Source organism: Rahnella sp. ChDrAdgB13, assembly GCF_017655185.1.
GTDB classification, from domain to species: domain Bacteria; phylum Pseudomonadota; class Gammaproteobacteria; order Enterobacterales; family Enterobacteriaceae; genus Rahnella; species Rahnella contaminans.
In genome coordinates this window covers 1-19,541 of sequence record NZ_JAEMGT010000005.1, presented here as the reverse complement: position 1 = coordinate 19,541, position 19,541 = coordinate 1, and the positions used below count along the sequence as shown (strand labels likewise).

General features: G+C 52.8%; 17 protein-coding genes and 1 pseudogene. 12 read left to right on the top strand and 6 right to left on the bottom strand.

Annotation, left to right across the window (positions count from 1 at the left end; translation table 11 throughout):
* The first annotated feature begins 56 nt into the window (after window positions 1–56).
* Window positions 57–1,952 (top strand): methyl-accepting chemotaxis protein, encoded by a 1,896-nt coding sequence (locus tag J8X26_RS02615; RefSeq protein ID WP_208950083.1) that lies wholly within the window; start codon window positions 57–59, stop codon window positions 1,950–1,952.
* A 68-nt stretch (window positions 1,953–2,020) separates the two neighbouring features.
* Here J8X26_RS02615 and J8X26_RS02610 read toward each other — a convergent pair whose 3' ends face one another.
* Window positions 2,021–2,896, bottom strand: a complete 876-nt coding sequence (locus J8X26_RS02610; protein ID WP_208950082.1) for a LysR family transcriptional regulator — start codon at window positions 2,894–2,896, stop codon at window positions 2,021–2,023.
* Between the two features lie 100 nt (window positions 2,897–2,996).
* On the opposite strand from J8X26_RS02610, the gene J8X26_RS02605 reads away from it, so the two are divergent.
* A complete protein-coding gene (locus tag J8X26_RS02605) occupies window positions 2,997–3,596 on the top strand; it encodes a short chain dehydrogenase (RefSeq protein WP_208950081.1) in 600 nt (199 codons plus the stop codon).
* A gap of 70 nt (window positions 3,597–3,666) precedes the next feature.
* Here the strand turns inward: J8X26_RS02605 and mnmE are convergent, their stop codons facing one another.
* From mnmE to rpmH, 5 genes are all read right to left on the bottom strand, one after another.
* A complete protein-coding gene (mnmE, locus tag J8X26_RS02600) occupies window positions 3,667–5,031 on the bottom strand; it encodes a tRNA uridine-5-carboxymethylaminomethyl(34) synthesis GTPase MnmE (protein WP_208950080.1) in 1,365 nt (454 codons plus the stop codon).
* A gap of 109 nt (window positions 5,032–5,140) precedes the next feature.
* Window positions 5,141–6,775 carry a membrane protein insertase YidC gene (gene yidC, locus J8X26_RS02595; protein ID WP_165060657.1) on the bottom strand — a complete coding sequence of 545 codons (1,635 nt, stop codon included), beginning with the start codon at window positions 6,773–6,775 and terminating at the stop codon, window positions 5,141–5,143.
* A gap of 2 nt (window positions 6,776–6,777) precedes the next feature.
* The gene (gene yidD / locus J8X26_RS02590; protein WP_095924029.1) at window positions 6,778–7,035 is read right to left on the bottom strand and encodes a membrane protein insertion efficiency factor YidD; all 258 of its coding nucleotides are present in this window, start codon (window positions 7,033–7,035) and stop codon (window positions 6,778–6,780) included.
* Window positions 6,999–7,358 carry a ribonuclease P protein component gene (gene rnpA / locus J8X26_RS02585; RefSeq protein ID WP_071823635.1) on the bottom strand — a complete coding sequence of 120 codons (360 nt, stop codon included), beginning with the start codon at window positions 7,356–7,358 and terminating at the stop codon, window positions 6,999–7,001. The genes yidD and rnpA overlap by 37 nt, the downstream gene beginning before the upstream one ends.
* Before the next feature lie 18 nt (window positions 7,359–7,376).
* Window positions 7,377–7,517, bottom strand: a complete 141-nt coding sequence (gene rpmH / locus J8X26_RS02580) for a 50S ribosomal protein L34 (RefSeq protein ID WP_009637487.1) — start codon at window positions 7,515–7,517, stop codon at window positions 7,377–7,379.
* A 685-nt stretch (window positions 7,518–8,202) separates the two neighbouring features.
* Here rpmH and dnaA point away from each other — a divergent pair.
* The 10 genes and pseudogenes from dnaA to J8X26_RS02530 form a co-directional block, all read left to right on the top strand.
* Window positions 8,203–9,594, top strand: a complete 1,392-nt coding sequence (gene dnaA, locus J8X26_RS02575; RefSeq protein ID WP_208950079.1) for a chromosomal replication initiator protein DnaA — start codon at window positions 8,203–8,205, stop codon at window positions 9,592–9,594.
* A 4-nt stretch (window positions 9,595–9,598) separates the two neighbouring features.
* The gene (gene dnaN, locus J8X26_RS02570) at window positions 9,599–10,699 is read left to right on the top strand and encodes a DNA polymerase III subunit beta (protein ID WP_013573353.1); all 1,101 of its coding nucleotides are present in this window, start codon (window positions 9,599–9,601) and stop codon (window positions 10,697–10,699) included.
* A gap of 9 nt (window positions 10,700–10,708) precedes the next feature.
* Window positions 10,709–11,797: a DNA replication/repair protein RecF gene (recF, locus tag J8X26_RS02565; protein ID WP_152323742.1), complete on the top strand. Its 1,089-nt coding sequence runs from the start codon at window positions 10,709–10,711 to the stop codon at window positions 11,795–11,797.
* Between the two features lie 19 nt (window positions 11,798–11,816).
* On the top strand, window positions 11,817–14,231 hold the full coding sequence (gyrB, locus tag J8X26_RS02560; protein WP_165060661.1) for a DNA topoisomerase (ATP-hydrolyzing) subunit B: 2,415 nt from the start codon (window positions 11,817–11,819) through the stop codon (window positions 14,229–14,231).
* Window positions 14,232–14,374: 143 nt separating this feature from the next.
* Window positions 14,375–15,190 (top strand): sugar-phosphatase, encoded by an 816-nt coding sequence (gene yidA / locus J8X26_RS02555; protein WP_208950078.1) that lies wholly within the window; start codon window positions 14,375–14,377, stop codon window positions 15,188–15,190.
* A gap of 255 nt (window positions 15,191–15,445) precedes the next feature.
* Window positions 15,446–16,144 carry a FadR/GntR family transcriptional regulator gene (locus tag J8X26_RS02550; RefSeq protein WP_152323739.1) on the top strand — a complete coding sequence of 233 codons (699 nt, stop codon included), beginning with the start codon at window positions 15,446–15,448 and terminating at the stop codon, window positions 16,142–16,144.
* Window positions 16,141–17,031, top strand: coding sequence for a 2-dehydro-3-deoxygalactonokinase (locus J8X26_RS02545; protein ID WP_152323738.1), 891 nt, complete (start codon window positions 16,141–16,143; stop codon window positions 17,029–17,031). Before J8X26_RS02550 ends, J8X26_RS02545 begins: the two co-directional genes overlap by 4 nt.
* Window positions 17,015–17,632: a 2-dehydro-3-deoxy-6-phosphogalactonate aldolase gene (locus J8X26_RS02540; protein WP_152323737.1), complete on the top strand. Its 618-nt coding sequence runs from the start codon at window positions 17,015–17,017 to the stop codon at window positions 17,630–17,632. Before J8X26_RS02545 ends, J8X26_RS02540 begins: the two co-directional genes overlap by 17 nt.
* Window positions 17,629–18,777, top strand: a complete 1,149-nt coding sequence (dgoD, locus tag J8X26_RS02535) for a galactonate dehydratase (RefSeq protein ID WP_208950077.1) — start codon at window positions 17,629–17,631, stop codon at window positions 18,775–18,777. Before J8X26_RS02540 ends, dgoD begins: the two co-directional genes overlap by 4 nt.
* A gap of 218 nt (window positions 18,778–18,995) precedes the next feature.
* Window positions 18,996–19,484: pseudogene (locus J8X26_RS02530) on the top strand (MFS transporter); the annotation flags it as partial.
* Window positions 19,485–19,541: the final 57 nt, after the last annotated feature.

The following is a 19,541-nucleotide window of genomic DNA, read 5'->3' as shown; positions in this document are numbered from 1 at the left end:
AAATGCCGTTATAAGTTAAGCAGCGATCTCGCTGCTTTGCCTGTGAGTACCCTAAAATGTTAAAAACAACGCAATCCCGCTTTATCGCATTGATCAGCTTGTTTTTTATTGTGCTGGTCATCGTTACGCTCATCGTGATCCAGGTCTTTATTGCTCCTCAGCTGAAACAAACAGAAAGCACTCTGGTTGCGAATCAGGTTGATGATATCGCCGTCGTTATCAACGAACGGCTGAACAAAGTGGAATCTCAGGTGCGTACCATCACTCAAACCGTCGTACAAATGGACAGCGACAGCATTGACCGGTTGCTGCCCGCGCTGGTGGATCAATACGGTGATTCCGCCGTATTTGGGGGCGGTATCTGGCCGCTGCCGAACCAGCGCGACCCGGCAAAAATCAAATTCAGCACTTTCTTTGCACGTAACAGTAATAACCAACTGACGGTAAATACCTTCTGGAACAGTGCTGAATCGCCGAATTACTTCGAGCAATCCTGGTATCTTGCCGCTTCAAAAGGCGAAAAGGGCCAGTGTGTCTGGGCGCCTGCCTACTTTGATGACGCCAGTACACAGCCGCGTACCAACTGCGCGATGCCGATTTATAAAGGCGACAAACAGTGGGGCGTTGCCACCATCGACGTGACGCTGGGTTTCTTTAACCAGCTGGTGACGGAAATGGAGAAAAAGGTTCACGCGAAGATTTATATCGTCGAGAAAGACGGCACCCTCGTCGGTACCAGCCAGTCCACGGATGAAAAGCTGCCGAAGCTGGCTTCTCTGGGCGAACAATCTCCGCTGGCGGTGCAGATCCGCAAAAGTCTCGATCAGATTGACGGGCAGGCGAATCTGGTTGCCGACTACGACAACAACGGTACGTCTCACACGATGTTCATGAGCAACATTCAGGGGCCGTGGTATATCGCCACCGATATGCCAACCAGCCAGTTGCTGACGCGGACGCATGGCATCCTGCAAAGTCTGGGTCTGGTGCAAATTCCGATGGTGATTTTGCTGCTGGTTGTGCTGATCCTGGCGATCAAAATCTTTATGCGTCAGCTGGATGCGCTGCATAAAAATATCAGCCAGCTTTCCGCTGGTGGCGCTGATCTGACCCTCCGCCTGCCAGAAAGCCGCAGTCCGGAATTCAACCGCGTAAATCAGAGCTTTAACCAGTTCCTGTCATTCCTGCAATCGATCCTCCGTCAGGTCGGCGACAGCAGTCTGGCGATCACCTCGGCATCGCGCGAAATCGCCAGCGGTAACATGGATCTCTCCGGGCGTACCGAAGAACAGGCGAGTTCGATTGTTGAAACGGCGGCGTCCATGGAACAGCTGACCAGCACCGTGAAACAGAACGCCGCCAACGCCGAAGGCGCTAACCAGCTGGCGCGCGATGCGTCTGCGGTGGCGCAGAAAGGGTCGGAAGTGGTGAAACAGGTGGTCGATACCATGGGTTCGATCACCCGTTCCTCGCACAAAATTGTCGATATCATCAGCGTGATCGACGGTATTGCTTTCCAGACCAACATTCTGGCGCTGAATGCCGCCGTTGAAGCGGCCCGTGCGGGCGAACAGGGGCGCGGATTTGCCGTCGTGGCTTCGGAAGTGCGCAGCCTGGCGCAACGTTCTGCTACGTCTGCCCGCGAAATCAAAAAACTGATTGAAGATTCCGTCGCGGATATCACCACTGGCAGCCAGCTGGTGGCAACCGCCGGAACGACGATGGATGAAGTGATGGGCGGCGTGAATAACGTAGCGACGCTGATGAACGAAATCATGTCTTCCAGTCAGGAGCAAAGCCTCGGTATCGAGCAGGTGAACGTTGCAATCACCCAGCTGGATAACGCCACTCAGCAGAATGCGGCGCTGGTGGAACAGGTTTCTGCGGCCGCTCAGGCCATGCAGGATCAGACCGTTCAGCTGGAAACCGTGGTGGCGGGCTTTAAGCTCTGATTGTTTTTTTCACTGTAAATCGAACGGTAAGTGAGCGATCACTTACCGTTTTTTTATGGAAGGAATAATCAGTAGAAATCGTTTTCTGTCATGTAGTTAATCAGACTGTTCAGTTTCGCCCGCGGGCGGAAATCGGGCAGATAAACCACATGCACGGCACGCGGTGTGGGAATGAAAGACTCAAGAACCGGAATAAGCCTGCCGCGGAGAATATCTTCGGCCAGCAGCACCTTCGGCTGAAGCAGTAAACCGGCTCCTTCCAGCGCGGCATTGCGCAATGCATGGCCATCGTTGGAGACATACCGGCTGTTCACCGGCCACGCCGACGTGGTTTGCCCGGCGTTCGCCAGATGCCAGCCTTCACTCTGATTCCACACGGAGTGGATCAGGCACGGATGCGTTTTCAGATCTTCCGGCGATTCGGGTGTGCCGTTGCGCTGCAAATACTCCGGCGATGCGCAAATCACCATTTCATAGGGTTTCAGTGGCCTGGCGACCAGCCGGTCATCCCCGATTTCACCAATACGGATGGCGAGATCGAAATTTTCGCCGATTAAATCGACGCGGGCATTGCTCAGCACCAGTTCCACTTTGACCTGAGGGTAGAGATTCAGATAACGGGCGAGCATCGGCGCAATCACGCTGGAGCCTAAAGAAACTGGCGCACTGACGCGCAGCAATCCGGTGGGAACGCTTTGCAGGCTTTCCATTAATTTCATCTGCTCCAGCACCCGTTTGCCGTTTTCATAAAACACTTCACCGGCATCGGTCAGGCTTTGCCTGCGGGTGGTGCGCTGCAACAGACGGGCATTCAGATGCTTTTCCAGCTGCTGGATATGCTTGCCGACCATCACTGCCGAGATCCCCAGCTTTTCGGCCGCAGTACTGAAATTTCCGGTTTCTACTACGCTGACAAAGACTTCAATATTTCGCAGCTTATCCACATTACAAACCCTGAGTTAGAACAGAACGAATAATACGAGTCTATATCTAACCCTGAGTTTGGTAAAAGATGAACTTACCAACAACATTGAGGAGTCTGTGATGAAAATTTTAGTGATTGGCGGGACTGGTACATTGGGGAGCGCTGTGGTGCGTGAGTTTGCCGATGATCATGAGGTGATCACTGCAGGTAAAACGCACGGTGATTTTCAGGTCGATATTACCGATGAAAGCAGCGTCCGGGCGCTTTTCAAAAACGCAGGGAAGGTCGATGCGATTATCGCCACCACCGGCAGCCTGCACTTTGGCCCGCTGACTGAAATGACCGCAGAACAATTCAATATTGGTTTGCAGGACAAACTGCTCGGGCAGGTACGTATTGCGCTGATCGGTCAGTCATTCCTGAACGAGAGGGGTTCCATCACGCTGACCAGCGGGATTATTGCTGATGAACCTATCCGTCAGGGAGCAAACGCCACCACGGTAAATGCGGTTGTAGAAGGTTTTGTGCAGGGGGCGGCGATCGAACTCCCGCGTGGTATCCGCATCAACGTGGTTAGCCCGACCGTCGTGGAAGAGTCACTGAAAGCTTACGGTTCATTCTTTCCGGGTTTTGAAGCAGCACCGGCAGCACGCGTGGCGAAAGCCTATCGTCGCAGCGTGGAAGGGGCGCAGACCGGACGCGTTTATAAAGTCTGGTAAGGCTAATACGTTGAAAAAAATTAAAAACCCACATTTTACAATGTGGGTTTTGTTTGTTGCCAGGAGGGAATTATTTACCGATACAGAAACTCGAGAAAATGCGCCCCAGCAAATCATCAGATGTGAATTCGCCGGTGATTTCACTCAGTGACTGTTGTGCAAGGCGTAACTCTTCCGCCAGTAATTCACCTGCCCATGCGCCAAGCAGCTGATCTTTACCCTGAACCAGATGTTGTGCCGCGTCTTCCAGCGCCTGCAAGTGACGACGACGGGCAAGAAATCCGCCTTCCATGTTGTGATTAAAGCCCATCACCTGTTTCAGATGATCGCGCAGCAAATCCACGCCGTCGCCGGTGCGGGCAGAAAGGCGAATAAGTGAGTGACCATTCACTTCGGTTTTCCCCAGTGCTTCAGCGGTAATATCGGCTTTATTGCGTACCACGACGATAGGTAAAGAAGCGGGAAGGCGTGCCATAAACTCGGGCCAGATTTCAGCAGGTTCAGTCGCAGCCGTTGTGGTGCCGTCAACCATAAACAGCACTAAGTCTGCCTGTTCGATCTCATTCCATGCACGTTCGATACCAATGCGCTCAACTTCGTCGCTGGCTTCACGTAAACCGGCGGTATCAATAATGTGCAAAGGCATGCCGTCGAGATGAATATGCTCGCGCAGAACGTCGCGCGTGGTGCCCGCGATGTCGGTCACAATCGCCGCTTCACGACCGGCCAGCGCGTTCAGCAGGCTGGATTTACCGGCGTTCGGGCGTCCGGCAATCACCACTTTCATCCCTTCACGCAGCAGGCTGCCCTGACGGGCTTCAGCACGTACCGCATCGAGATCGCCCATCACCGTATTAAGTTTGGCTTCGATTTTGCCGTCTGACAGAAAGTCGATTTCCTCATCCGGGAAGTCGATAGCCGCTTCGACAAAGATCCGCAGGTGAGTGAGTGCTTCCACCAGATGATGAATACGGTTCGAGAATGCGCCCTGAAGCGAGTTAACCGCTGAGCGTGCGGCCTGCTCGGAGCTGGCGTCGATAAGATCTGCAATTGCTTCTGCCTGTGCCAGATCCAGCTTATCGTTGAGGAAAGCACGCTCAGAGAATTCGCCCGGACGCGCAATACGCACGTTTTCCAGCGCGATAATGCGTTTGAGCAGTAAATCGAGGATCACCGGTCCGCCGTGGCCTTGTAACTCAAGCACGTCTTCGCCGGTGAAGGAATTAGGGCCGGGGAACCACAGCGCGATGCCCTGATCCAGCGTACTGCCATCCGCATCCTGAAATGGCAGATAGTCGGCGTAACGCGGCTTTGGCAGTTTACCTAAGACAGCCTGTGCAACATCACGCGCCGCACGGCCAGAAATGCGCAAAATGCCCACACCACCGCGGCCGGGTGGGGTGGCCTGGGCGATAATGGTATCTGAGGTGCTCATAACGTTTTTCCCATCGGGTATTTACGGATATGCAAAAGGCGATCAAATGATCGCCTTTGTTTTTATCATCAAGTTTAGCTGTCAGGACGGAAGCCGCCCTGACATTCACTTATGACTTTTTCTTGTCGCGGCTGTGCAGGCCGCGTTTTTCCAGCCCGCGATAAATCAGCTGCTGCTGGAGAATGGTTACCAGGTTACTGACGATGTAGTACACCACCAGACCGGACGGGAACCACAGGAAGAACACAGTGAAGATGACCGGCATGAAGGTCATGATCTTCTGCTGCATCGGGTCAGTGACGGTGGTCGGCGACATCTTCTGAATGAAGAACATCGTGATACCCATTATGACCGGCAGAATGTAGTACGGGTCTTGCGCTGACAGGTCATGGATCCACAGGATGAACGGCGCGTGGCGCAATTCAATGGAACCAGACAGCATGTAATACAGTGCCAGGAAGATTGGCATCTGAATAACCAGCGGCAGACAGCCACCCAGCGGGTTCACTTTCTCAGACTTATACAGCGCCATCATTTCCTGACTCATGCGCTGTTTGTCATCACCGATACGTTCACGCATCGCGGCCAGTTTCGGCTGCAACATGCGCATTTTCGCCATCGACGTGTACTGAGCACGGGTCAGCGGGTACATGATACCGCGCACGATGAAGGTGATAACAATGATTGAGAAGCCCCAGTTGCCGACGAAGCTGTTAATGAATTTCAACAGTTTGAACAGCGGCTGAGAAATGAACCATAACCAACCGTAATCGACTGTCAGGTCAAGGTGTGGCGCGATAGCGGCCATTTTGTCCTGAATTTCCGGGCCCACCCACAGGATTGAAGCAACCTGTTGTTGTGCGCCAGGGGCAACGGTGAACGGTGTGCCTTTAAAGCCAATCGATGAGATACCGTTGTTGGTGGTCGTGAAGAATGTGTTGGTGTCCTTCGCTGACGGGATCCACGCCGTTGCAAAATACTGCTGCAACATAGCAATCCAACCGCCCTGTGTGGTGACATTCAGCGCTTCGCTCTTATCGAACGCATACTTCTGATATTTGTCATCACTTGAAGAGTAAGCCGCGCCACGGAACGTATGCAAAGCAAAGTTATTGCTGCCAGTATCGCGGTGCTTAGGCAAGTCGGTGGTTTGTTTGAGCTGGCCAAACATGGTCAGTTCAAGCGGGGCAGCTGTGGTGTTGTTGACGTTGTACTCAACATTCACTGCATAGGAGCCACGTTTGATCACGAAAGTTTTGGTAAAGATGGCACCGTTTTGAGCCGTATAGGTCATCGGGATGCGCAGTTCAGACTGGCCTTCTGCCAGAGTGAACGAATCCGAGCTGGCCTGGAACAGAGGACGTTCGCCGTTCGCCGGATTATCTGGACCATTTTTACCTGTCAGACCGCTTTGTGCCTGATAGATGAAATTAGGAGTGGTTTCCAGTAACTGGAAAGGCTGGTCAGAGCCCAAAGATGTAGGGTAAGCAGTCAGCAGAGCCTGCTCAATGTCGCCACCACGGGTGTTGATCGTTAATGACAGCACATCACTGTTAACTGTAATTAATTTGCCCTGTCCGCTACCAGGAACAGCCTGGTTAGCAGCATCACCGTTTGCAGTGTTCGCAGTCTGTTGCGTGGTCTGGTTGGCGGGTTGCGGAGCGTGGTCCGTTTGCCATGCCTGCCAGATCATGAAAGACACGAACAGCAGAGCGATGAGGAAAAGATTGCGTTGCGAATCCATCGTTAGTGTTCTCTGTTATTGTCGGTTTTCGGCGGTACGGGGTCATCACCACCTGGGTTCAAAGGATGGCATTTTAATACGCGTTTCAAAGTCAACCAACTGCCTTTTAACATGCCAAAACGACCAATTGCTTCAATACCGTATTGAGAGCAGGTTGGTCGAAAGCGGCAATGTGGCCCGAGCAACGGACTGATGAACAACTGATAACCACGTATCAGCTTTATCAGGATGCGGGAGCCTGTCGGCAATGTCGACGCCATAATTTCTCCAACGCTTCCGTCAGCGCGCGATTATCTAAATCGGCGACACCCTTCTTGGCCACAACCACAAAATCCATCGACGGCAGCGTATGCTGATTCAACCGGAAACTTTCGCGGGTAAGGCGTTTAATCCGATTGCGTTCATGTGCGCGTTTGACGTGTTTTTTTGCGACGGTGAGACCGATGCGGGGATGCCCCAGCTCGTTCAGGCGGCCGAGTATCGTAATTTGCGGCGTGCCAGCCCGTTGTGGCTGCTGGAAGACGAAAGTGAAATGACGGGGAGTTAACAAACGTAACTCCCTGGGAAAAGCGAGCTTAACCACTAAATAGGTTAGCTTTTATTACTTAGAAGCTGACAGACGGGTACGGCCTTTCGCACGACGGCGAGCCAGAACCTGACGACCATTTTTGGTGGCCATACGAGCACGGAAGCCGTGGCTACGGTTGCGCTTCAATACGGACGGTTGGAAAGTGCGTTTCATGGCGATTTCTACCTAAACTTAAATTATTACTGATCAGTAAACGCGAAGACATTTCGGCGAAAAAACGACCGGTGCCTTTGTCGCAACATATAAAGAAGCGGGATTGTAATAACTGTACAGTCCTGAGTCAATTTACATTGCCAGAAATGGTTCAAGTGTTTACCAGAATTGCCCGTGGTCACACCGCAATATCCATCTGGTTATGACCATCAGGAACACAGGCTTCACACGTAGGGCTGAGGATTATACGGACTCTGCCGCAAATCGCAAGGATCCTCGCCTGATCCTTATCCACAGGGCTGAGATCTTTCTCTCAATGTGATGAAAATTAGCTCAGCGGACTCCTATTTTTTCAGCAGAGTGATGATTACATCGCCTAATTTTAAAAGGATCGGCTAAGCTTACCCACTCGCTGACTGCTGCCTGTGGATAAAAAGGATCTAAACTGTCAGGAAGGGGAGGATCTCTGTGCCGGATTGCGTTATGATCCGCCATTCCGATCGCGATCCCGGCTGGGTGGCTTTCGACAAAAACCGCAAAAAGCGGTTCGCACGTGACTTTACGCCACTGACAGGGTGGTGAGAGAAATTTCCCCCTTATATGGGCGGAACGTGTGCCAAAAATCATGATTTAAAAAATATCCTGATCCTTTTCTTTTTTGATACTTGTTCGAGTGGAGTCCGCCGTGTCACTTTCGCTTTGGCAGCAATGTCTTGCCCGTTTGCAGGATGAACTACCTGCCACAGAATTCAGTATGTGGATACGCCCCCTACAGGCGGAACTCAACGACAATACGCTGGCGCTTTACGCCCCGAATCGTTTTGTCCTTGATTGGGTTCGTGACAAATACTTAAACAATATTAACGGCTTGCTCAACGATTTCTGTGGGGCGGATGCACCGTTGCTCCGTTTTGAAGTCGGCAGCAAACCGGTGATGCAACGCGCCAGTCAGCCCGTTGCGGCCAGCGTCAGCTCTCAGGCTGCGCCCGCTATTCCGCGTCTGGCACCTTCACGTCCAAGCTGGGACAGTTCGCCTGCTCAGCCCGAGCTTTCCTACCGCTCGAACGTCAATCCGAAACACACTTTTGATAACTTCGTCGAAGGTAAGTCTAACCAGCTGGCCCGCGCGGCGGCGCGTCAGGTGGCGGATAATCCGGGCGGCGCCTACAACCCGCTTTTCCTTTATGGTGGCACCGGTCTGGGTAAAACCCACTTATTGCATGCAGTCGGTAACGGCATCATGGCGCGTAAAGCCAATGCAAAAGTGGTGTACATGCACTCGGAGCGATTTGTGCAGGACATGGTAAAAGCCCTGCAAAACAACGCCATTGAAGAGTTCAAGCGTTACTACCGTTCTGTCGATGCGTTGCTCATCGATGACATTCAATTCTTTGCTAATAAAGAACGTTCACAGGAAGAGTTCTTTCACACCTTTAATGCCCTGCTGGAAGGCAATCAGCAGATCATCCTGACCTCGGATCGCTATCCAAAAGAGATCAACGGTGTTGAAGATCGTCTGAAATCGCGTTTCGGCTGGGGCCTGACGGTGGCGATCGAGCCGCCTGAATTAGAAACCCGCGTGGCGATCCTGATGAAAAAGGCCGACGAGAACGATATCCGTCTGCCGGGCGAAGTTGCCTTCTTTATTGCTAAACGTCTGCGTTCTAATGTGCGTGAGCTTGAAGGCGCACTGAACCGCGTGATCGCCAATGCCAACTTTACCGGCCGCGCGATTACCATCGACTTCGTTCGTGAAGCACTGCGCGATTTGCTGGCGCTTCAGGAGAAGCTGGTCACTATCGATAATATTCAGAAAACAGTGGCCGAATATTATAAAATCAAGGTCGCTGACCTGCTCTCCAAACGGCGCTCCCGTTCGGTAGCCCGCCCACGCCAGATGGCGATGGCGCTGGCGAAAGAGCTGACCAACCACAGCCTGCCAGAAATCGGCGATGCGTTCGGTGGTCGGGACCATACCACGGTGTTGCACGCCTGCCGTAAAATCGAGCAGCTGCGTGAAGAAAGTCACGACATCAAAGAAGATTTCTCCAACTTAATCAGAACATTATCTTCCTAGCGCTATGAAATTTATTGTTGAACGTGAGCATTTGCTGAAACCACTGCAACAGGTCAGTAGCCCGCTGGGTGGACGACCGACGTTGCCTATTCTGGGTAACCTGTTATTACAGGTGACGGATGGCGCGCTGTCGCTGACCGGGACGGATTTGGAAATGGAGATGGTGGCGAAAGTTGCGCTGTCTCAGCCACATGAAGCGGGTGCCACCACCGTACCGGCGCGTAAATTCTTTGATATCTGCCGTGGATTGCCGGAAGGCGCGGAAATTTCCGTCGCTCTTGATGGCGACCGCATGCTGGTAAAATCAGGCCGCAGCCGTTTCTCGCTGTCGACCTTACCGGCCACAGATTTCCCTAATCTCGACGACTGGCAAAGCGAGGTGGAATTCACCTTGCCGCAGGCCACGTTGAAACGTCTGATTGAAGCCACGCAGTTTTCTATGGCACATCAGGACGTTCGTTATTATTTAAACGGCATGCTGTTTGAAACCGAAGGTGAAGAACTGCGTACCGTGGCGACCGACGGTCACCGTCTGGCCGTCTGTTCTATGCCAATCGGCCAGTCTCTGCCATCGCATTCGGTGATCGTGCCGCGTAAAGGCGTGATGGAACTGGTTCGTCTGCTTGACGGCGGCGACACCACGCTGCAACTGCAAATCGGCAGCAACAACATCCGTGCGCACGTCGGTGACTTCATTTTCACTTCCAAGCTGGTTGATGGCCGTTTCCCTGATTATCGCCGCGTATTGCCGAAGAATCCGGACAAAACGTTGCAGGCAGGTTGTGACCTGCTGAAACAGGCCTTTGCCCGTGCGGCCATTCTTTCTAACGAAAAATTCCGTGGTGTGCGTTTGTACGTCAGCCATAACCAGCTGAAAATCACTGCGAATAACCCGGAACAGGAAGAAGCAGAAGAAATTCTGGATGTCGGTTACGAAGGCACCGAAATGGAAATCGGCTTTAACGTCAGTTACGTACTTGATGTGCTCAATGCCCTCAAGTGCGAAGACGTTAATCTGCTGCTGACAGACTCCGTCTCCAGCGTGCAGATCGAAGACGCTGCGAGTCAGTCAGCGGCCTACGTTGTTATGCCTATGAGGCTCTAGTCTGAATTAATGGCCTTAACGCGCTTACTGATAAAAGATTTCCGCAACATCGAGGCGGCGGATTTAGATCCGTCGCCCGGTTTTAACTTTCTGGTCGGTCCCAATGGCAGCGGTAAAACCAGCGTGCTCGAAGCGGTCTATACGCTGGGGCATGGCCGCGCTTTTCGCAGTTTGCAGGCCGGACGTGTTATCCGTCACGATCAGCCGGAGTTTGTTCTTCATGCCCGTGTGGATGATGGCGGTGATCGTGAGCTGTCGATTGGCTTGAGCAAAAGCCGCCAGGGTGACAGCAAAGTGCGTATTGATGGCAGTGACGGCCACAAAGTGTCTGAACTTGCACAAATGCTGCCGATGCAACTGATCACACCCGAAGGTTTCACCCTGCTCAATGGCGGGCCGAAATACCGGCGGGCATTTATCGACTGGGGCTGTTTTCATCACGACCCCGGTTTTTTTATCGCCTGGAGCAACCTGCGACGGTTACTCAAGCAGCGCAACGCCGCGCTGCGACAGGTGACTCGTTATGCGCAAATTCGTGCCTGGGATCAGGAATTGATCCCGTTAGCCGAGCGCATTAGCGAATGGCGGGCAGCATACAGCGACGCGATCGCGGCTGATATCAGCGCGACCTGCGCGCAATTCCTGCCTGAATTCGCCCTCAGTTTTTCTTTCCAGCGTGGATGGGACAAGGAAACGGAGTATGGCGAGTTGCTGGAGCGTAATTTTGAGCGCGACAGAGCCTTAACCTATACCGCATCAGGCCCGCATAAGGCGGATTTCCGCATTCGTGCCGACGGCACGCCGGTGGAAGATTTACTGTCCAGAGGGCAGCTGAAATTACTGATGTGTGCGCTGAGACTGGCGCAGGGTGAGTTTCTCACCCGACAGAGCGGGCGGCGTTGCCTGTATCTTCTTGACGATTTTGCCTCTGAGCTGGACGCCGACCGACGTCGGTTGCTGGCCGATCGCCTTAAAGCCACCCAGGCACAGGTTTTTGTCAGTGCGATTAGCGCTGAACAAGTGACCGACATGATGGGTGAAAAGGGCAAGATGTTCCGCGTGGAACAAGGTAAAATAGCCGTTCTATCACAGGACTAAAAATGAGCGAGAAACGTTGATGTCGAATTCTTATGACTCCTCAAGTATCAAGGTATTAAAAGGGCTGGACGCGGTGCGTAAGCGCCCCGGCATGTATATCGGCGATACCGATGACGGCACTGGTCTGCACCACATGGTATTCGAGGTTGTGGACAACGCTATCGACGAAGCCCTCGCGGGCCACTGTAAAGAGATTCAGGTCACGATCCATGCGGATAACTCTGTTTCCGTACAGGATGATGGTCGTGGTATTCCGACCGGTATTCACGAAGAAGAAGGCGTTTCTGCTGCGCAGGTCATCATGACCGTTCTTCACGCCGGCGGTAAATTTGACGATAACTCGTATAAAGTCTCCGGCGGTCTGCATGGCGTGGGTGTTTCCGTCGTTAACGCCCTGTCGGAAAAACTGGAACTGGTTATCCGCCGCGAAGGTAAAGTCCATACCCAGACTTACGTACACGGTGAGCCGCAGGATCCGCTGAAAGTTATTGGCGATACTGACGTAACCGGTACCACGGTGCGTTTCTGGCCGAGCTTTAACACCTTCACCAATCACACCGAATTCGAGTATGACATTCTGGCGAAACGCCTGCGCGAACTGTCATTCCTGAACTCCGGCGTGGCAATCCGCCTGCTGGATAAACGTGATGGTAAGAATGATCACTTCCATTATGAAGGCGGTATCAAAGCTTTCGTGGAATATCTGAACAAAAACAAAACCCCAATTCATCCGACCGTGTTCTATTTCTCCACGGTAAAAGATGACATTGGCGTTGAAGTGGCGTTGCAGTGGAACGATGGTTTCCAGGAAAACATTTACTGTTTCACCAACAACATTCCACAGCGTGATGGCGGGACTCACTTAGCCGGTTTCCGTTCGGCAATGACCCGTACCCTGAACGCGTACATGGATAAAGAGGGCTACAGCAAGAAATCCAAAATCAGCGCCACCGGTGACGATGCCCGTGAAGGCCTGATTGCTGTGGTTTCTGTGAAGGTTCCGGATCCGAAGTTCTCTTCCCAGACCAAAGACAAACTGGTTTCTTCTGAAGTGAAAACGGCTGTTGAAACGCTGATGAACGAGAAGCTGGTGGATTACCTGATGGAAAACCCGTCAGACGCCAAAATCGTTGTCGGCAAAATCATCGATGCGGCGCGTGCCCGTGAAGCGGCGCGTAAAGCCCGCGAAATGACCCGTCGTAAAGGCGCGCTGGATCTGGCTGGCTTGCCAGGCAAACTGGCAGATTGTCAGGAACGCGACCCGGCTCATTCCGAACTGTACTTAGTGGAAGGGGACTCAGCGGGCGGCTCTGCAAAACAAGGCCGTAACCGTAAGAACCAGGCGATTCTGCCGCTCAAAGGTAAAATCCTCAACGTCGAGAAAGCGCGCTTTGACAAAATGCTTTCTTCTCAGGAAGTGGCAACGCTGATTACCGCGCTCGGTTGCGGCATTGGCCGTGACGAATACAACCCGGACAAACTGCGCTATCACAGCATCATCATCATGACCGATGCCGACGTCGATGGTTCACACATCCGTACCTTGCTGCTGACCTTCTTCTATCGTCAGATGCCTGAAATTGTAGAACGTGGCCATGTATTTATCGCACAGCCGCCATTGTACAAAGTCAAAAAAGGCAAGCAGGAACAGTATATTAAAGACGACGAAGCGATGGATCAGTATCAGATTTCCATTGCGATGGACGGGGCAACGTTACACGCCAACGCCCATGCACCAGCCCTGGCGGGTGAACCGCTGGAAAAACTGGTGGCTGAACATCACAGCGTGCAGAAAATGATTGGCCGTATGGAACGTCGTTATCCGCGTGCGCTGCTGAATAACCTGATTTATCAGCCGACCCTGCCGGGCGCGGATCTGACCGATCAGGCGAAAGTTCAGGCCTGGATGGAATCGCTGGTGGCGCGCCTTAACGAGAAAGAGCAGCATGGCAGTTCTTACAGCGCGATCGTCCGTGAAAACCGTGAGCATCAGCTGTTCGAACCGGTTCTGCGTATCCGTACGCACGGCGTCGATACCGATTACGATTTAGATGCAGACTTCATTCAGGGCGGCGAATACCGCAAAATCTGTGCGCTCGGCGAACAGCTGCGCGGCCTGATCGAAGAAGATGCCTTCATCGAACGTGGCGAACGCCGTCAGCCAGTGACCAGCTTTGAGCAGGCGCTGGAATGGCTGGTGAAAGAGTCCCGTCGTGGTCTGTCGATTCAGCGATACAAAGGTCTGGGCGAAATGAACCCTGATCAGCTGTGGGAAACCACAATGGATCCTGAGCAACGTCGCATGTTACGTGTGACCGTTAAAGACGCCATTGCCGCTGACCAGTTGTTCACCACGCTGATGGGCGATGCGGTTGAACCGCGCCGCGCTTTCATCGAAGAGAACGCCCTGAAAGCTGCCAACATCGATATCTGATAACGGCATAAGCTGATAAAGAGTCCGAACCGGGAAACCGCTTCGGACTTTTTTTTTCGTCTGACGCAGCCCGCATTCCGGCTGGCTTTACAGCGGGTAATCGCGTTAGCATTGATGAAGACTTTTCAAACTCTGAGGATGCTATGGCTATTGAATTAATTGCAATTGATATGGACGGGACGTTGCTCAATCCGCAGCATGAAGTGACACCGGCCGTTAAAAAAGCGTTGTCAGAAGCGCGGGCGAAAGGTGTGCAAATCGTTCTGGCAACCGGACGTCCCTTCGTCGGTGTACAGCGCTATCTGATGGAACTGGATTTGCAGCAGGACGGATGCTACTGCATCACCAATAACGGTGCGCTGGTGCATAATGCGAAAGATGGCAGCGTGATTGCCGAAGTATCCCTCACAATTGAAGATTATCACTACTTTGAACAACTGGCACGTGAGCTGGGTGTGCATTTCCATGCGCTGACTAAAACCGACCTGTTTACTGCCAACCGCTTTATCAGCAAATACAGCGTGCACGAGTCCTTCACTACGGGCATTCCGCTGCAATTCTGTCCGGCAGAGGAAATGGATCCTGCGCTGACCTTCCCGAAAGTCATGATGATTGATGATCCCGAGTTGCTGGACAGCGCCATCAGCCAGCTGCCAGCAGAAGCAAAAGAAAACTACACCATCATGAAAAGCTCGCCGTATTTCCTCGAAATTCTCGATAAGCGCGTCAACAAAGGCGAAGGCGTGAAAGTGCTGGCGGAAAAACTGGGTATCGCGCGCGAAAGCGTGATGACGCTGGGTGACCAGGAAAACGACATTGCGATGCTGGAATACGCCGGAATCGGCGTCGCGATGGGCAATGCGCTGGACAGCGTCAAAGCCGTCAGCCAGTTCGTCACCAAAACCAACACCGAAGACGGTGTCGCGTTTGCGGTGAATAAGTTCGTGTTAGGTCAGTAAATCCTTCCTGATATCCCCGGCCTGTCTTTCTGAAACCAGGCCGTTCACGACCATCTCCCCCTCCTGATCCCTTCCTTCCTGATGAATATACCTGGATTGTCTGTTTTGTGATCTGGATTGTAGTACAAAGTAATTGTTTGGTACTACTATGCTCATGCATTCTGCAGGGAAGCTTATAAGATTGTGCAGCAATCCAGAGACCGGCAAGCGTCTGAGCGGTAAAGTAGGGTTTTATCCTTCAGCCCCGGAGAAGTTATGCCTTCACATGAACTCAGTAAAACCGACCGTCTGGTCCTGGAAATGGGCCAGCAAATTGTCAGCGGAAAATACATCCCCGGCGCGGCACTGCCTTCAGAAATGGAACTTTGCGAGCAGTTTGAGACGTCGCGCAACATTATCCGCGAAGTGCTGCGCTCGCTGACGGCGAAACGGCTGGTCGAAATCAAACGTTATCGCGGCGCTTTTGTCAGTCCGCGAAATCAGTGGAATTACCTCGATACCGACGTTTTGCAGTGGGTACTGGCCAGTGATTACGACCCGCGACTGATCGCTGCCATGAGTGAAGTACGTAATCTGGTGGAGCCGGCGATTGCGCGCTGGGCAGCCGAAAGGGCGACCTCCGGTGAACTGGCGGTGATCGAAGAAGCGCTGAACAACATGATCGCTAATCATCAGGACCGCGATGCGTTTAACGAAGCGGATATTGGCTTCCATGAAGCGGTGCTGGCGGCGGTACATAACCCGGTTTTACAGCAGCTGAGTGTTGCTATCAGCTCATTGCAACGTGCGGTATTTGAAAGAACCTACATGCCAGATGACAACAACATGCCGGTCACCTTGCAGGAACATCAGGAATTGTTCCACGCAATCCGGCATCAGGATGCCAACGCGGCGGAGCAGGCGGCCATGAAAATGATTGCCTCTTCGACGAAACGACTCAAGGACATTACATGACAGCAAGCTATATCGCGCTGGACTGGGGTTCCACCAACCTGCGCGCTTTTTTGTATCAGCAGGGAGAATGCACCGCAGAAGTCCGTTCAGAACGGGGAATTACCCGGCTGGAAGGCACCACGCCACAGCAGGTATTCAACGACGTGATTGCGCCGTGGCAATCCTTAAATCTCCCCGTGATTATGGCGGGGATGATTGGCAGTAACGCTGGCTGGGTGGATGTACCTTATCTTGCCGCACCGTTTTCCCTCGATGCGCTCGGGCAACATCTTTACCCTGTCCACGCCGCATTGCCGGTAAAAGCATGGATTGTGCCGGGGATCAGCGTCAGTCGTGACGACAACTGCAACGTGATGCGCGGCGAAGAAACTCAGCTGCTCGGCGCGGTTCATGATTCTCCTGCCTCCGTGTATCTGATGCCCGGCACCCACAGTAAATGGGTTGAGACTGACGGCAGTCAGGTTCTTGATTTTCGGACAGCCATGACCGGCGAACTTCACTATCTTCTGATGAATCATTCGCTGATCGGCAAAGGTTTACCCGCGCAGCAACCTGCCGCCGATGTCTTCCTGCAAGGGCTCAGCAAAGGTTTCAGCCAGCCGGACATCACCGGTCGCTTATTTGAAGTGCGCGCGGCGCATGTGCTGAACCGGCTGGACAAATCTGCCGTCAGCGACTGGCTTTCCGGCTTACTGATTGGCAGTGAAGTCGCGCAGATGCTCAGGCTTTTTGGCCATCATCATTCGGTCACCCTCATCGGAAATCCGCAGCTGACTGAGCGTTACGCGCAGGCACTCCGTCTGGCGGGAGTCAGCTGGCAGGCTTTCGACGGCGATCAGGCTTTTCAATCAGGAATAAGGAGGATCGTAAATGCAATGGACAACTGAAATCCCGCTTATCGCCATTCTGCGCGGCATTCGTCCGCAGGAAGTGAATCAGCATATTTCCGTCCTGCTGGAGGCCGGTTTTGACGCGGTAGAAATCCCGCTCAATTCACCGGACTGGCAGGAAAGTATCCGGCTGGCAGTAAGCACGTTTGGCGCGCAGGCGCTTTTGGGTGCGGGTACCGTGCTGGAACCGCAGCAGGTTGATGTACTTCATTCGCTTGGCAGCAAACTGGTGGTCACGCCGAATATCAATCCGCAGGTCATTCGCCGGGCGGTCGAACTGGGGATGACGGTTTGCGCCGGTTGCGCGACCGCCACCGAAGCGTTTACAGCACTGGAAGCCGGTGCGCAGGCGCTGAAAATCTTCCCGTCATCGGCTTTCGGCCCCGACTACATCAAAGCCCTGAAAGCGGTGCTGCCCGCACGTGTTCCGGTATTTGCCGTCGGCGGTGTGACGCCTGAAAATCTGGCGATCTATCTCAATGCGGGCTGCGCCGGAGCAGGACTCGGCAGCGATTTATACCGCGCAGGGCAGACGCCAGAAACGACGTCGCTCCAGGCCAAAGCATTTATCCAGGCTTATAAGGACGCAAGACAATGAAAGTCACCAAACTGACCACTTACCGCCTGCCACCGCGATGGATGTTTCTGAAGATTGAAACCGATGAAGGTATAACGGGCTGGGGCGAACCGGTTATCGAAGGGCGTGCGCGCAGCGTTGAAGCGGCGGTCCATGAATTGAGTGAATACGTTATCGGGCAGGATCCGGCGCGTATTAACGACATCTGGCAGACGTTGTATCGTGGCGGATTTTACCGTGGCGGCCCGATCCTGATGAGTGCGATTTCAGGTATCGATCAGGCACTGTGGGACATCAAAGGTAAAGCGCTGGGCGTACCGGTTTATCAGCTGCTGGGCGGTCTGGTGCGCGATAAAATCAAAGCCTACAGTTGGGTGGGCGGTGACCGGCCATCAGAGCTGATTGATGGCATCAACAAACTGCGCGCCATCGGATTTGATACCTTCAAACTGAATGGTTGTGAAGAAATGGGCATTATCGAAAACGCCCGTCAGGTGGATGCTGCCGTCGCACAGGCTGCGCAAATTCGCGCTGAGTTCGGCAATGAAATTGAGTTTGGTCTGGATTTCCATGGTCGTGTCAGTGCGCCGATGGCGAAAATCCTGATCAAAGAACTCGAACCGTATCGCCCGTTATTTATCGAAGAACCGGTGCTGGCCGAGCAGGCCGAATATTACCCGCGTCTTGCCGCACAAACGCATATTCCGATTGCGGCCGGTGAACGCATGTTCTCCCGTTTCGATTTCAAACGTGTGCTGGCCGATGGTGGTCTGGCGATCGTGCAACCTGATCTCTCGCACGCTGGCGGGGTCACCGAATGCTTCAAAATTGCGGCGATGGCCGAATCCTACGATGTCGCGCTGGCTCCGCATTGTCCGCTCGGGCCGATTGCGCTGGCTTCCTGTCTGCATCTTGATTTCGTCTCCCGCAATGCCGTGCTTCAGGAACAAAGTATGGGCATTCATTATAATAAGGGCGCTGAATTACTCGATTTCGTCATTAATAAAGACGATTTTAAAATGACCGACGGTTATTTCTATCCGTTAAATAAACCCGGTCTGGGCGTGGAAATAAATGAAGAGTTAGTGATTGAACGCAGTAAAAATGCTCCTGACTGGCGTAACCCGTTGTGGCGTTATCCTGACGGTGCCGTCGCTGAATGGTAATTACCTGTCATCTTTCAAACGTTTTCTGCGTTGGCTGCTTTCATTCACCCAGGTCAATTACTTAAGTAAGTTTCCGGGGATTCTTTCCATTGCCGCCTTGATAACGTTCGAATGATTTAAGGTAATAATTTAAGTGATTACAAACATTAAATAATCAGGGCAATTTCTGAGTCACCCTTACGCCTGTTAGTCAGAATAACCATTACCAGGAAATAAAAATGGATACCACCCTACAAGTCAGACCGACAAAAAGACGTTACGTCACCTTATTCATGATATTCATTACAGTAGTTATTTGTTATGTCGATCGCGCGAATCTGGCTGTCGCGTCTTCCCATATTCAGCAGGAATTCGGAATAAGCAAAACGCAGATGGGATATATCTTCTCCGCCTTTGCATGGACCTATACCGCCTGCCAGATCCCAGGCGGATGGTTCCTTGACCGGTTTGGTTCGAGGATGACCTATTTCATCGCCATTTTCGGCTGGTCAGTCGTCACCCTTTTACAGGGATTTGCTGGCGGATTAGCGTCACTGATTGGCCTGCGCGCCGTGACGGGCATGTTTGAAGCACCCGCTTTCCCGACTAATAACCGCATGGTGACCAGTTGGTTCCCGGAACAGGAGCGTGCGTCTGCCGTGGGCTTTTACACCTCCGGCCAGTTTGTCGGATTAGCCTTCCTGACGCCGCTGCTGGGCTTTGTTGAATAAATCGAACTTTTGGCCGTAATCAGGATCAGATCACCACATTCCCGATCCTGTAGC